General features: G+C 74.7%; 11 protein-coding genes and 1 pseudogene. 4 read left to right on the top strand and 8 right to left on the bottom strand.

The annotated features are described in order from the left end of the window. Positions 1-4: 4 nt before the first annotated feature. The 7 genes from ABD317_RS24775 to ilvD form a co-directional block, all read right to left on the bottom strand. A complete protein-coding gene (locus tag ABD317_RS24775) occupies positions 5-772 on the bottom strand; it encodes a response regulator (RefSeq protein ID WP_344292119.1) in 768 nt (255 codons plus the stop codon). A gap of 11 nt (positions 773-783) precedes the next feature. Continuing rightward, positions 784-1,611: a pyrroline-5-carboxylate reductase gene (gene proC / locus ABD317_RS24770; protein WP_344292118.1), complete on the bottom strand. Its 828-nt coding sequence runs from the start codon at positions 1,609-1,611 to the stop codon at positions 784-786. A gap of 67 nt (positions 1,612-1,678) precedes the next feature. Continuing rightward, a complete protein-coding gene (locus tag ABD317_RS24765) occupies positions 1,679-3,808 on the bottom strand; it encodes an MMPL family transporter (RefSeq protein ID WP_344292117.1) in 2,130 nt (709 codons plus the stop codon). 161 nt (positions 3,809-3,969) lie between these two features. After that, positions 3,970-4,263, bottom strand: coding sequence for a hypothetical protein (locus tag ABD317_RS24760; protein ID WP_344292116.1), 294 nt, complete (start codon positions 4,261-4,263; stop codon positions 3,970-3,972). Further along, a complete protein-coding gene (locus ABD317_RS24755; RefSeq protein WP_344292115.1) occupies positions 4,260-4,664 on the bottom strand; it encodes an ArsR/SmtB family transcription factor in 405 nt (134 codons plus the stop codon). The genes ABD317_RS24760 and ABD317_RS24755 overlap by 4 nt, the downstream gene beginning before the upstream one ends. A gap of 176 nt (positions 4,665-4,840) precedes the next feature. Beyond that, positions 4,841-5,344: a hypothetical protein gene (locus tag ABD317_RS24750; protein WP_344292114.1), complete on the bottom strand. Its 504-nt coding sequence runs from the start codon at positions 5,342-5,344 to the stop codon at positions 4,841-4,843. An 89-nt stretch (positions 5,345-5,433) separates the two neighbouring features. Further along, positions 5,434-7,287, bottom strand: a complete 1,854-nt coding sequence (gene ilvD, locus ABD317_RS24745) for a dihydroxy-acid dehydratase (RefSeq protein ID WP_344292113.1) — start codon at positions 7,285-7,287, stop codon at positions 5,434-5,436. Positions 7,288-7,810: 523 nt separating this feature from the next. Between ilvD and radA the strand changes: the two genes are divergently transcribed. Both radA and disA read left to right on the top strand, forming a co-directional pair. Then, the gene (gene radA / locus ABD317_RS24740; RefSeq protein ID WP_344292112.1) at positions 7,811-9,265 is read left to right on the top strand and encodes a DNA repair protein RadA; all 1,455 of its coding nucleotides are present in this window, start codon (positions 7,811-7,813) and stop codon (positions 9,263-9,265) included. Between the two features lie 111 nt (positions 9,266-9,376). Beyond that, positions 9,377-10,501 carry a DNA integrity scanning diadenylate cyclase DisA gene (disA, locus tag ABD317_RS24735; RefSeq protein ID WP_027756521.1) on the top strand — a complete coding sequence of 375 codons (1,125 nt, stop codon included), beginning with the start codon at positions 9,377-9,379 and terminating at the stop codon, positions 10,499-10,501. 120 nt (positions 10,502-10,621) lie between these two features. On the opposite strand, the gene ABD317_RS24730 is transcribed toward disA, so the two are convergent. Further along, positions 10,622-11,491 carry a hypothetical protein gene (locus tag ABD317_RS24730; RefSeq protein ID WP_344292111.1) on the bottom strand — a complete coding sequence of 290 codons (870 nt, stop codon included), beginning with the start codon at positions 11,489-11,491 and terminating at the stop codon, positions 10,622-10,624. A 127-nt stretch (positions 11,492-11,618) separates the two neighbouring features. On the opposite strand from ABD317_RS24730, the gene ABD317_RS24725 reads away from it, so the two are divergent. Together ABD317_RS24725 and ABD317_RS24720 are read left to right on the top strand one after the other, a co-directional pair. Continuing rightward, on the top strand, positions 11,619-12,227 hold the full coding sequence (locus tag ABD317_RS24725) for a phosphatase PAP2 family protein (RefSeq protein WP_344292110.1): 609 nt from the start codon (positions 11,619-11,621) through the stop codon (positions 12,225-12,227). Between the two features lie 77 nt (positions 12,228-12,304). Then, positions 12,305-13,598 (top strand): annotated as a pseudogene (locus tag ABD317_RS24720) (hypothetical protein); the annotation flags it as partial.

Genomic DNA, 13,598 nt, shown 5'->3' with positions numbered 1-13,598 from the left:
CCGCTTACCGCGGGCCCTGCCCCGGCGCGGGCGGGTCGTCCCCTTCGGCGCCGGCCAGCCCCGCCTCGTAGGCGAGGATCGCGGCCTGGACCCGGTTCTTCAGCTCCAGGCGCGCCAGCACCTGGCTGACGTACGCCTTCACCGTGCCCTCCACGAGGTGCAGCCGCCCGGCTATCTCCGCGTTCGACAGGCCCGCGCCGACGAGGGCGAGCACCTCGCGCTCCCGCGGGGTGAGCGCCTCGGCGCGCTCGCGCGCCGCCTTCTCGCGGGTCAGCCGGCCGCCGCTGACGCGCTGGATGACGCGGCGGGCGACGTGCGGGGAGAGGTACGAGGCGCCGCCGGCGGCGGCGCGGACGGCGGCCATCAGCTCGTACGGATCGCCGGACTTGAGCAGGAAGCCGGCGGCGCCGCTGTCGAGCGCGCCGGCGATGTACTCGTCCTCGGAGAAGGTCGTGAGCATCACGACCGCCGTTTCCGGTGCGGCCCGGCGCAGCTCCGCGGCGGCGCCCAGGCCGTCGAGCACGGGCATGCGGATGTCGAGCAGGGCGACGTCGGGGCGGTGCCGCCGGGCCAGCTCGACGGCCTCGCGCCCGTCGCCGGCCTCGGCGACGACCTCGATGTCGTCCGCCGCGGCGAGGATGGCCCGCACCCCGCCGCGGACCATGGCCTCGTCGTCTGCCAGCAGAACCCTGATCGTGTCGCGCCCGGGCGGCTCGTGGCGCTCCCGGGGCTCCCGGGTTTCCGGGGGCGGCGGTGGCGGTGGCGGCGGCATCTGCGGCTGCCCTACGCGCGCTTGCCGCCGGACGCCGGGCCCGTGCCCAGCTCCCTGCTGCGGTCGCGGGCCGCCTCGATCGCCGCGATCAGGGCAGCCCGCACGCCGTGGTTCTCCAGCTCGCGGATCGCGTTGATCGTCGTACCCGCCGGGGACGTGACCGCCTCGCGGAGCTTGACGGGGTGCTCGCCGCTGTCGCGCAGCATGACCGCCGCGCCGATCGCCGCCTGGACGATGAGGTCGTGCGCCTTCTCCCGCGGCAGGCCGAGGAGGATCCCGGCGTCGGTCATGGCCTCGACGAGGAAGTAGAAGTACGCCGGGCCGGAGCCGGACAGCGCCGTGGCGGCGTCCTGCTGCGCCTCGGGGACGCGGAGCGTCTGGCCGACGGGCTTGAAGATCTCCTCGGTCCGCAGCATGTGCTGCTCGACCGCGTGCTTCCCCGCGGAGATGACGCACATGCCCTCGTCCACGAGCACCGGCGTGTTCGGCATGACGCGCACCACCGGCGCGCCCTCCGGCAGCCGCTCCTCGAAGAAGCCCGTCGGGATGCCGGCGGCGGCCGAGACGACCAGCCGGTCCGCCGGCACGTGCGGCGCGAGGTCCTCCAGGAGCGTGCCCATGTCCTGCGGCTTGACGGTGAGGATGAGGGTGTCGGCGCGCTTGGCGGCGTCGCCGTTCGAGACGGGCTCGACACCGTAGCGTTTGCGCAGCTCTTCCGCGCGGTCCGGACGGCGGGCGGTCACGAGCAGGTCGTCGGGCGACCAGCCGGCGCGGATCATGCCGGAGAGCAGGGCCTCGCCGATCTTTCCGGCGCCGAGTACGGCGACTTTCTGGGTCATGCCGTCCATCCTCGCACCGCCGCCCGACAACCCGCCGAGTTATCCACAGCCCGGACACCGCCGCAGGTCAGGCCGTACGGCGCCGGAGCGTCGCCGCGGCCGGGCCGTCCGCCGCCGCCTGCGGCGCCTCGCGCCGGAACAGCGCGCCCGGCCACCACGTCCACCGGCCCAGGTCGAGCGCCAGCGCGGGCACCATGACCGTACGGACCAGGAACGTGTCCAGCAGCACGCCCACGCCGACCAGCACGCCCAGTTGCGCCATCGTCACCAGCGGCAGCCCCGCGAACACCGAGAACGTCGCGGCGAGCACGACCCCGGCCGACGTGATCACCCCGCCGGTCGACGTCAGCCCGGCGATGACGCCCCGCGCGTGCCCCTGGACCGCGACCTCCTCCCGGACCCGGGTCACGAGGAAGATGTTGTAGTCGATGCCGAGCGCGGTCAGGAAGACGAAGCCCATCAGCGGAATGGACCAGTCGACCGCGGCGAAGTCGAAGACGTGGTCGAAGAGGAGGTACGACGCGCCCAGCGCGGCCACGTACGACAGCACGGCGGTCGCGAGCAGCACCAGCGGCGCCACCAGCGCCCGCAGCAGCCCGATCAGCACCAGGAACACCACCAGCAGCACGATCGGCACCACCGTCCGCAGGTCGCGGTCCGCGGCCCGCTCGGTGTCCAGCGCCTCCGCCGTCGTGCCGCCGACCAGCGCGTCCGCGCCGTCGACCGCGCCCACCGCGGTGCGCAGCGCGTCGACCGTGTCCTTGGCCGCGTCGCTGTCGGGCGCGTCGTCGAGGGTGACGCGCAGCGCGGCCGGCCCGCCGTCGCGGGCCGCCTCGCCGTCCGCCACCGCCGCGACGCCGTCCACCTGCGCGGCCGCGGCCCGTACGGCGTCCTTCGCGCCCGCGTTCGTCACGATGTCGGCGGGGTCGGAGGCGCCGGAGGGGTAGTGCGCGGAGATGCGCTCCTGCGCGACGACCGACTCGGGCTTGTCCTGGAACAGCTCCGACTGCTTGAGCCCGAAGTCCATGCCGACGACGCCGAGGGCGAGCGCGCCGGTCACGCCCAGCGACACCAGCCACGACCGGCGCGGCCGGCGCGCCACCGCGGCGCCGATGCGGGACCACACCGTGCGGTGCCCGTGCACGGGGGTGCCGTGGCGCGGCACGAACGGCCAGAAGACCCAGCGGCCGACGATGACCAGCAGCGCCGGCAGCACCGTCACCAGGGCGAGGAACGCGCACACCGCGCCCACCGCGCCGACCAGGCCGAGCGAGCGGGAGGAGCTGATGTCGGCGAAGTACAGGCAGGACAGGCCGACGGCGATGGTGGCGGCCGAGGCGAGGACCGCGGGGAAGGTGCGGCGCAGCGCGAGCTGCATGGCGGCGTGCCGGTCCTCGTGGCGGTGCAGCTCCTCGCGGTAGCGGGCAATGAGCAGCAGCGCGTAGTCCGTACCGACGCCGAAGACGAGCACCATCAGGATGCCGGCGGACTGCGGGTCGACGGGCAGGGAGGCGTGCTTGGCGAGCAGGTACGTGGCGGCCTGGGTGAGGACGGCGGCGAAGCCGACGGCCAGCACCGGGAAGAGCCACAGGACGGGGCTGCGGTACGTCATCAGGAGGAGAAGGGTGACCACGGCCAGGGTGGCGAGCATCAGCGTCACGTCGAGCGAGTCGAAGACGGCGACGGAGTCGGCGAGGGACGCCGCCGGGCCGCCCACCGCGACGTCGACGCCGGGCGGGGCGCCGTCGGCGGCCACCTCGCGTACGGCGTCGACGGTGTCGCCGACGTCGTCCTCGTCGACGAGCGGCACGACGGTCATGAGCGCGCCGCCGTCGTCGGACGGCACCGGCGGCGTCACCCGCTCGCCCGCGGCGACGTACGGAGCGAACGCCCGCACGTCGGCCGCCGCCTTCTGCCGGCCGGCGTCCGTCATCGCACCGTCCGGCACGCTGTAGACGGCGACGGCTGGCATGATCTCGTCGTCGCGGTCGCCGCGGAGCTTCTCCAGCTCCGTGTTCAGCTCGGCGGACTCCGCGCTGCGCGGCAGGAAGGCGTTGGGGCCGGTGTCCTCGACGTCGCCGAGCTTGCCGGCCAGCGGGCCGAGGGCGACGACGAGGAGTATCCAGGCGGCCAGTACCAGCCATTTCGTCCGGCGTCCTCCGGGGGCAGCCACGAGCTGCTTGAACCGAGCGGACATGGGATGGTCTCCTTCAAGAGAAGTGAATCGGGGCGCACGACAGCCCCGCACCGCGGCCGCTGTGGTTTGCCGACCAGGCCGTGGCGCGTGAGTGTGCCGGGGATTGCTTCGTCCTCGTACGGGCCGGAAGTTGCCGCTTCCGGCCCGTACGCATGCTGCGGTTACTCGATCTCGCGCATCATCTTCTCCACCGAGGTGATGGAGCGCCGGGCCTCGGTCAGCTCGTCGATGCTGCGGCGGTGGAGTTCGAGGTTGTCCTCCAGCAGCTGCTGGTACTTGACGGCCAGCTGCCGGTACTGCTCCTCGCGGGCGGCGATCATCTTGGCCCGCCAGGTGGCGGCGATCTGCCAGACGACCACGATCAGCAGGGCGAAGAACCCGGCGGCGCCGACCGCACCGACCAGGGCACCGACCGTCTCACCGCTGTCGGCGAGGTGCACCGTCTGCTCGTTCATGTGGCTTCCTCTTTCACCGTCTCGGGCTTCCCGGTGCCGGTCTGGTCCTTCCCGGGCGGCGGGCTCTCGGGCCCGCCGTCACCGTCGCCGATGGTGCGGGCGGCCTCCTCGATCAGCTCGGGAGTCAGCTCGTACCGGAACGAGACCACCTCGTAGAACTTCATCGCCTTGCCGTCCTCGGACAGCTCCAGCGAGCCGGTGATCAGGCCCGCGGCCTCCAGCCGCTGCAGGTGCATGTGCAGCAGCGGGCGGCTCATGCCGATCTCGCGGGCCAGCCGGCTGACGTAGTTCCGGCCCCCGTGGAGCGCGGCGATGATCCGCAGGCGGTGCGGATTGCCGAGCGCCGCGAGGATCTTCAGCAGTTCGTCTCCGGTCGGGGCCGGAGCGGGCGTTCCAGCCATCTGCGACCCCTTCGTGCGTCGGTGTGTAAGTCAAAGCTGACAGGTGTCCGGAGGACCTGTCAAAGAGAACTGACACATGTCCGGGACGTCTCGGGGTGCCTCCGGGCGCGGCTCAGGGTTTCCCCTGAGAGGCGCGCCGACCTGCGCCGCCGGCGGTGCGGGGCGGGCGGTGCGGGTCAGCGGCGCTTCTTGCGTTTGCGCTTCGCCGGGTTGCCCGTGCGGGACGAGCGCCGCCGCTCGTACTGCTGCAGCCGGTACTCGTAGTCCGTGCGCACCATGCCCTCGCCCGGCGCCTCGACGAAGCTGCGCACCGTGTACGCCACCAGCACGCCGACGAAGCCGATGACCCGGATCGGCCGCCACGAGTTGTCCGCCGGGCCGGCGTCGTGCGGGCGGCTGAAGCCGCCCAGGGTGCGGGTGAAGGCCAGCGAGCTGCAGACCGCGAAGGCGACGATCATCAGCAGCTGCACGATGCCGCCGCTGTCGGCCAGCTGCAGTCCGTTGAACGACAGCGCCAGCAGGAGCGCGCCACCGGCGGCCAGCACGAGGGCCCCGACGGCCAGGCCGGCGCGGCGGGCCCAGTAACCGCCCGAGCGGTCGACCCAGGTGGTGCCGAAGAACCGCAGGGTCTCGGGCAGGGGCACGCCGTCGGGGCTCTCGGGCCGCTGGTTGTCGCTCACGCACCCGATTATCGCGGAGCCCCCGCGGCGTGTCGCGACCCCCTCCGGACCTCGCGCACGGGGCTCCTCCGGCGCGGAGCGGGTCCCGGTCAGCCCGACAGCTGGGTGACGTCCCGCACCGCGCCCTTGTCGGCGCTGGTCGCCATCGCCGCGTACGCCCGCAGGGCGGTGGACACCTTGCGCTCGCGGTTCTTCGGCGCGTACCGCCCGCCGAGGGCCGCGCGGCGCTCGGCGAGCGTCTCCTCGTCGACCAGCAGCTCGATGGTGCGGTTCGGGATGTCGATGCGGATCGGGTCGCCGTCCTCGACCAGCGCGATCGCGCCGCCGGCCGCCGCCTCCGGGGAGGCGTGGCCGATGGACAGCCCCGACGTGCCGCCGGAGAAGCGGCCGTCGGTGACCAGCGCGCACGCCTTGCCCAGGCCGCGGCCCTTGAGGAACGAGGTCGGGTAGAGCATCTCCTGCATGCCGGGGCCGCCCTTGGGGCCCTCGTAGCGGATGACGACGACGTCGCCCTCCTTGACCTGCTTGCCGAGGATCTTGTCGCACGCCTCCTCCTGCGACTCGCAGACGACCGCGGGGCCCTCGAAGGTGAGGATGGAGGCGTCGACGCCCGCGGTCTTCACTACGGCGCCGTCCGCGGCGATGTTGCCCTTGAGCACCGCGAGCCCGCCGTCCTTCGTGTACGCGTGCTCCAGGGAGCGGATGCAGCCGCCCTCGGCGTCGGTGTCCAGGGACTCCCAGCGCTCGGACTGCGAGAACGCCGTCGCCGACCGCACGCAGCCGGGCGCCGCGTGCCACAGCTCGACGGCCTCGGGGGACGGGGAGCCGCCGCGGACGTCCCACCGCTTGAGCCAGTCCGCGAGCGAGTCGGAGTGCACGGCGTGCACGTCCTCGTTGAGCAGGCCGGCGCGGTACAGCTCGCCGAGGATGGCGGGGATGCCGCCCGCGCGGTGCACGTCCTCCATGTAGTACGTCCCGTTGGCGGTGACGTTCGGCGCGACCTTCGACAGGCACGGCACCCGGCGGGAGACGGCGTCGATGTCCGCCAGGCCGTAGTCGAGGCCGGCCTCCTGGGCGGCGGCCAGGAGGTGCAGGATCGTGTTCGTGGAGCCGCCCATGGCGATGTCGAGGGCCATGGCGTTCTCGAAGGCGCTGCGGGTCGCGACGTTGCGCGGGAGGACGGTCGCGTCGTCCTGCTCGTAATAGCGCGAGGCCAGCTCGACGACCGTGCGCCCCGCGGCCTCGTAGAGCGCCCTGCGGGCGGTGTGGGTGGCGAGCACCGAGCCGTTGCCGGGCAGGGAGAGGCCCATGGCCTCGGTCAGGCAGTTCATCGAGTTGGCCGTGAACATGCCGGAGCAGGAGCCGCAGGTGGGGCAGGCGTTCTCCTCGATGCGCAGCACGTCGGCGTCGGAGACGGCGTCGTTCGCCGCGTCCACCATGGCGTCGATCAGGTCCAGCTTGCGGACCGTGCCGTCCACGAGGGTGGCGCGGCCGGCCTCCATGGGGCCGCCGGAGACGAAGACCGTGGGGACGTTCAGCCGGAGGGCGGCCATCAGCATCCCGGGGGTGATCTTGTCGCAGTTGGAGATGCAGACGAGGGCGTCGGCGCAGTGCGCCTCGACCATGTACTCCACGGAGTCGGCGATGAGGTCGCGGGAGGGCAGGCTGTAGAGCATGCCGCCGTGGCCCATGGCGATGCCGTCGTCTACGGCGATCGTGTCGAACTCGCGCGGCACCGCGCCGGCGGCCTTGACCGCCTCGGAGACGATGCGGCCGACGGGGGCCAGGTGGGTGTGGCCGGGGACGAACTCGGTGAAGCTGTTGGCGACGGCGACGACCGGCTTGCCGATGTCCTCGTTCGCTACGCCCGAGGCCCGCATGAGGGCGCGGGCACCCGCCATGTTGCGGCCGTGGGTGACGGTACGGGACCTCAGCGCGGGCATGTTTCCCTCCCGGGGGGCGGCACATCTGAAGGTTCTGAGCCTACGCCTCCTGCTCAGGGTTCGGACCGGTTGTCCACAGTCCGGGACGGGGGTGTTGCCTCACGGGCCGGGGTGGGCCGGGCCGGGGGTTGGGGGTGGGCGGCCGTTGCTGTGCGGTGCGGCCGGGGGGGGGGTGTTCCCCGATCCCGCCCCTTCCCGAAACCGGGGGCTGCCGCCCCCGGCCCCCCGCCGGGGCTCCGCCCCGGGCCCCGGGCGGGGCTCCGCCCCGAACCCCTCGGGGCTCCGCCCCGAACCCCGCCTGGGGCTCCGGCACGGCCCTCGGTGGGGCTCTGCCCCCGCCTGGGGCTTCCGCCCCAGCCCCCCGCGGGGCTCCCCCGCCTGGGGCTTGCCCCGGACCCCGACCGGGCCCGCCCCAGACTCCGACCGGGCTCTGGCCCGAAACCCGCCCCGGCTTCGGCCCGGGCCCTGGCGGGCTGCCTTCCGGATTCCGTGGGGTGTCAGCGGGTGGGGCTACGTTAGGCGCATGGCTTCCCGTAAGAGCGGTGGCAGGGACCGCCCCGCGTACCGCTGTGCCGAGTGCGGCTGGTCCACCGTCAAGTGGCTCGGCCGCTGCCCCGAGTGCCAGGCGTGGGGCACGATCGAGGAGGTCGGCGCGCCCGCCCTGAAGACGACGGCCGCCGGCCGGGTCACGACGTCCGCGCTGCCCATCGCGCAGGTCGACGCCCGCCAGGTCGAGGCCCGCGGCACCGGTGTGCCCGAGCTGGACCGGGTGCTCGGCGGCGGGCTCGTGCCCGGCGCCGTGGTGCTGATGGCCGGCGAGCCCGGGGTGGGGAAGTCGACGCTGCTGCTCGACGTCGCGGCGAAGGCCGCGGTCGGCGGCGAGCGCACGCTGTACGTCACCGGGGAGGAGTCCGCCGGCCAGGTGCGGCTGCGCGCCGACCGCATCGGCGCGCTCAGCGACGGGCTGTATCTGGCCGCCGAGACCGACCTGGCCGCCGTCCTGGCCCACCTCGACGAGGTCAAGCCCGCGCTGCTCGTGCTGGACTCCGTGCAGACCGTCGCCTCCGGCGAGATCGACGGCGCCCCCGGCGGCATGGCCCAGGTGCGGGAGGTCGCCGGCGCGCTGATCCGCGCCTCCAAGGAGCGCGGGATGGCCACGATCCTCGTGGGACACGTGACGAAGGACGGCGCCATCGCCGGCCCCCGCCTGCTGGAGCACCTCGTGGACGTCGTGCTGCACATCGAGGGCGACCGGCACGCCCGGCTGCGGCTGGTCCGCGGCATGAAGAACAGGTACGGCGCGACCGACGAGGTCGGCTGCTTCGAGCTGCACGACGAGGGCATCATCGGCCTCGCCGACCCCAGCGGCCTGTTCCTGACCCGGCGGGACGAGCCCGTGCCCGGCACCTGTCTGACGGTGACCCTGGAGGGCCGCCGGCCGCTGGTCGCGGAGGTACAGGCCCTCACGGTGGACTCGCAGATCCCCTCCCCCCGGCGCACCACGTCCGGTCTGGAGACCTCCCGGGTCTCGATGATGCTGGCCGTGCTGGAGCAGCGCGGCGACATCCGCGCGCTGTCCAAGCGGGACATCTACAGCGCCACCGTCGGCGGGGTGAAGCTCTCCGAGCCCGCCGCCGACCTGGCGGTCGCGCTCGCGCTGGCCAGCGCCGCGAGCGACAGCCCGCTGCCGAAGAACCTGGTCGCGGTCGGCGAGGTCGGGCTGGCCGGCGAGGTGCGGCGGGTGACGGGGGTGGCCCGGCGGCTGGCCGAGGCGGCCCGGCTCGGGTTCACGCAGGCGCTCGTGCCCGCGGACCCCGGCAAGATCCCAGCGGGCATGAGAGTACGGGAGGTTGCGGACATAGGGGACGCGCTGCGTGCCCTGCCGGCCGGCCGGCGGCGCGCGGGCGGCGGGTCCCGTGAGCCGGGCGGGGAAAGCGAGCCGAGGGAGTCCCGGCACCCGGAGGAGGTGCGCCGGTAGACTTTGCCCCGGTCTCTTCCGTGCGGGGGAGCGCAGGGGGCTCGTGCGTGCGCCTCGCCGGTGCACGGGTGGAGTGCCGAAACGACGACCGGAGGATTCCGGAGGATTCCAGTGGCAGCAGGCGACCGGGCAGGCGCCCCGGGCAGAGCCGGCGGCAGTCCCGGTTCCGACGCCGCGGTACGGGCCGCGCTGAGCGCGGTCGCGCCCGGCACGGGGCTGCGCGACGGCCTCGAACGGGTCCTGCGCGGCAACACCGGCGGGCTCATCGTGCTGGGGACGGACAAGACCATCGAGTCCATCTGCACCGGCGGCTTCGTGCTGGACGTCGAGTTCACCGCGACGCGGCTGCGGGAGCTGTGCAAGCTCGACGGCGCCGTGGTCCTCGACCGGGACATCACGCGGATCGAGCGTGCGGGCGTGCAGCTGCTGCCCGACGCCTCGATCCCCACCGAGGAGACCGGCACCCGCCACCGCACCGCGCAGCGGGTGTCCATCCAGAGCGGCTTCCCCGTCGTCTCCGTCAGCCAGTCGATGCGGCTCATCGCGCTGTACGTGGGCGGCCAGCGGCGCGTGCTGGAGGACTCCGCCGCGATCCTCTCCCGGGCGAACCAGGCGCTGGCCACCCTGGAGCGGTACAAGCTGCGGCTGGACGAGGTCGCCGGCACGCTCTCCGCGCTGGAGATCGAGGACCTGGTGACCGTGCGGGACGTCTCCGCCGTCGCGCAGCGGCTGGAGATGGTGCGCCGGATCGCCACCGAGATCGCGGAGTACGTGGTCGAGCTGGGCACCGACGGCCGGCTGCTGTCCCTCCAGCTCGACGAGCTGATCGCGGGTGTCGAGCCGGAACGCCAGCTGGTCGTCCGGGACTACGTCCCGGAGCGCACCGGCCGCCGCCCGTACACGGTGGACCGCGCGCTCACCGAGCTGGACCGGCTCTCCCACGGCGAGCTGCTCGAACTGCCCATCGTGGCCCGCTCCCTGGGCTACCCGGGCGTGCCCGAGACCCTCGACTCCGCGGTCTCGCCGCGCGGTTACCGGCTGCTCGCCAAGGTGCCGCGCATCCCCAGCGCCGTCATCGACCGGCTCGTGGAGCACTTCGGCGGCCTGCAGAAGCTGCTCGCGGCCAGCGTGGACGATCTGCAGACGGTCGACGGCGTGGGCGAGGCGCGGGCCCGTTCGGTGCGCGAGGGGCTGTCGCGGCTGGCGGAGTCGTCGATCCTGGAGCGCTACGTCTGACCCGGCGGGCGCGCGACGCCGGGCGCGCCGTCGGCTTCCCGTGCGCGGACGACCCCGCGCGGGATGTACGTCCGTCAACGCCTGTTCGCGGGCGCCGTCACGCCGGCACGCCTTACGCCGTCACGCCTTCTCCAGCACGAACGGCGCCGTGGCCGTCGCGAACCCCGCCGCGTCCAGCTCGGCCTCGTAGCTCCCCGCCCCCGCGGTGCCCGCCTCCGGCGTCGCGCAGCGCGGCTCGCTCGCCCGCCTGTCCCACTCGTACGTCCGCGAGACCTCGCTGCCCGCCGGCACCGCCAGCAGGATCGGGTCGGTCGTCCACGGGCAGTCGTCCGACGCCCACCACCGGTCCTCGCCGCCGGTCGCCGCCGAGATCGTGAGCACCGCCGAGGTCGGCGAGAAGTCCAGCTTGCAGTCCTTGGCACCGGAGTTGACGGCGGTCAGCTCGAACACCGGCCGCTCCCCCGGCGCGTACGAGCGCTCCCGGCTGCGCAGCGTCAACTCCACGTCGCCCGCGGCGCAGTCGGCCATCGACGAGCCGGCCGGCACACCGTCCGAGCCCACCCCGAAGCCGCCACCCGCGCCGCCCGCGGAGCCGGTGCCCGCGGAGCCGCCGTTCCCGTCGCCGTCGCCGGAACCGCCGGACCCGCCGGTGTCCCCGGCGCCGTCCGAGCCGCCTGAGCCCCCGGAGTCACCGGAGCCGCCGTCCCCGTCCCCGTCGCCGGAACCGTCGGTGCCGCCGGAGCCGCCGCCGTTCTCCTCGCGCCCGCCGGGGCGTTCGTCGATCACCGACGAGTCGTCGGTCGGTCCCGGAGTGATCGACTCCGCCGGGTTCTTGCCCTCGTTTGCGGTCTTCTCGCCGTCGCCGCCGCCGAGGTTGACGACCAGGACGGCGAAGATCACGAGCACGGCGAGCAGGCCGAGCAGAACTGCCCGGCGTCGCCAGTAGATGGTGGACGGCAGCGGACCCACAGGACGGCGGAAAGATCCCACGCGGAAACCTTACGAGACTTGGGGCGCAAGGCGGTCTCGTACCCGCCGTGCAGTCTGACTTTCGTCAGGGGAGCGTACTGACTTTCGCCGGAAGTGGTGAATCGAGCACGCTTCGTACCGTCCCGGCATGAACGACGAGCTGTACCGGTACGTCACGTCCCTCGCCCGCCGCACCCCCGACCGGCTGCACACGCTCGCCGAGTTCGGCACGGACGCCGGGCTGGTGCTGCTGGCCGCGCTGTTCGCCGCGGCCTGGTGGGCGGCGCCACGCCGGGCGCCGGTCGTCGCGGGGGCGGCGGGCACGGTGGCGGCGTACGGGCTGAGCGAGTTGCTGAAGGCGTGGGTGGCGCGGGAACGGCCGTGCCGGGCGGTGCGCGAGGCGGCGGAGCCGCTGGCGGAGTGTCCGCCGCCGGGCGACTGGTCGTTCCCCAGCAACCACGCGACGATCGCCGGCGCCGCGGCGGTCGCGCTGGCGCTGGCGTGGCCGCGGATCGTGGCGTGGGTGCTGCCGTTCGGCGTACTGCTGGCGGCGTCGCGGGTCTTCGTGGGCGTGCACTACCCGCTCGACGTGGCCGCCGGGTTCGCGCTCGGCGCGGCGGTCGCGGCCGTTGCCGCGGGGGGCGCGGTCGCGGGCGGGGGTATGGCTGATGCGCGCGTCCGGATCCGCGCACGCCCCGGCCACGGTGCGCACCCCGCACGCCGCGAACACTTTCGCGGCGACGACGTCCCCCATTGAGTGGGAACGTCACCCGTGGGAGTGAGAAGGTCCCAACTGCCCCGGTCCATAAGCGACCATGCGCCTACCTTCGCGGGGTGACGAGCAGCACCGACCCCGAGCCCACCCGGCGGCCGTCGCCGGAGCAGCACCCGCCCGCGCAGTACGAGCCCTACCTGGACGGCCTTTTCACGTACTGCATGTCGGTGCTGTGCGACCACGACGACGCCGTCGCCGCCCTCGGCGACGTACTCGCCATCGCCGAACGCCAGCCGCGGCGGCGGCCGGCGACGCCCGCCGAGTGGCGGCCCTGGCTCTACTCGCTGGCCCGCTGGGCCTGTCTGCGCCGGATGGAGCAGAAGCCGGCGCCGCGGTCGGCACCCAGGCCGGCGCAGCGGCCCCACGCACCCAGGCCGGCCCGGCAGCGGCCGCCCGGGGAGAAGCGATCCTTCACCGCCGCGGGGGCCGGCGCCGGGGCGGGGCCCGAGGCAGAGGCGGTGCCCCCGGGCGGGGCGGGGTTCGAGGGAGGGGCGGGGTCCGAGGCCGAGACCGTACCCGGGGCCGGGACTGTGCCCGAGAGCACGCCCGGCGCCCGGGCCGTGCCCGGGGCCCCGCGCGGGGCCGGGGCCGAACCCGGGGCAGACAGCGCGCCCAGCGCCACGCCCGGCGCCGGGTCCGCGCCCCGAGCGGGGGCTGGAACCGTGCCCGGGACCGGAGCCGGGGCCTGGGCTGTGCCCGGGGCCGGGGGCCCGCCGGGGGCCGGGGTCGAGAACGCACCAAGTGGGCCCGCGTCCGAAAGCGCGCCCGGGGCCACGCGCTCGCCCGAGAGCACACCCGGGGCCGGAGCGGGGGCCGGGGCCGAGAGTGCGCCCGGGGCCGAGGCCGCCCCCCTGGCCGGAGCCGGGGTCCCGCCCGTACTCGGGGCCGGGGTCCCGGCCGCACCCGGAGCCCGGGGTGCCGACGACCCCGGGGGCGGGGGTGCGGGCGATCCTGCCGGTCCGGAGCGGCGTCGTGAGCTGGCCGCGCTCGCCTGGCCCGAGGCCGCCGGCACGACGCCCGAGCAGCGCGAGGCGCTGGAGCTGGCCGTACGGCACCGGCTGCCGGCCGACGAGGTCGCCACCGTACTCGGCGAGGACCCGGACGCCGCCCGCGTGCTGCTGTCCACCGCCGCCGCCGAGGTCGAGCGGACCCGGGCCGCGCTCGCCGTCGTCGACCAGCACGGCTGCCCCGCCATCGCCCGGCTCGCCGGCGACAGCCGGCTGTTCCTCAGCGCCGCGCTCAGCCGCGAGCTGGTCCGGCTCGCCGACGACTGCACCGACTCCGGGCTCGCCGCCGAGCGCGCCGGCGCCGGCTGGGCCTGGCCCGGCACGCTGCGCGCCGCGCGCCCCGAGG

The sequence above is a fragment of the Streptomyces synnematoformans genome, assembly GCF_039531005.1.
GTDB lineage: Bacteria > Actinomycetota > Actinomycetes > Streptomycetales > Streptomycetaceae > Streptomyces > Streptomyces synnematoformans.
The sequence above is the reverse complement of the archived record's forward strand: the minus strand, read 5'-3'. Positions and strand labels throughout refer to the sequence as shown.

What these genes read in the sequence shown, in the direction of transcription:
- ABD317_RS24775 (WP_344292119.1), bottom strand. Translation starts at nt 772, where the DNA reads ATGCCGCCGCCACCGCCACCGCCGCCCCCGGAAACCCGGGAGCCCCGG.
- proC (WP_344292118.1), bottom strand. Translation starts at nt 1,611, where the DNA reads ATGACCCAGAAAGTCGCCGTACTCGGCGCCGGAAAGATCGGCGAGGCC.
- ABD317_RS24765 (WP_344292117.1), bottom strand. Translation starts at nt 3,808, where the DNA reads ATGTCCGCTCGGTTCAAGCAGCTCGTGGCTGCCCCCGGAGGACGCCGG.
- ABD317_RS24760 (WP_344292116.1), bottom strand. Translation starts at nt 4,263, where the DNA reads ATGAACGAGCAGACGGTGCACCTCGCCGACAGCGGTGAGACGGTCGGT.
- ABD317_RS24755 (WP_344292115.1), bottom strand. Translation starts at nt 4,664, where the DNA reads ATGGCTGGAACGCCCGCTCCGGCCCCGACCGGAGACGAACTGCTGAAG.
- ilvD (WP_344292113.1), bottom strand. Translation starts at nt 7,287, where the DNA reads ATGCCCGCGCTGAGGTCCCGTACCGTCACCCACGGCCGCAACATGGCG.
- radA (WP_344292112.1), top strand. Translation starts at nt 7,811, where the DNA reads ATGGCTTCCCGTAAGAGCGGTGGCAGGGACCGCCCCGCGTACCGCTGT.
- ABD317_RS24725 (WP_344292110.1), top strand. Translation starts at nt 11,619, where the DNA reads ATGAACGACGAGCTGTACCGGTACGTCACGTCCCTCGCCCGCCGCACC.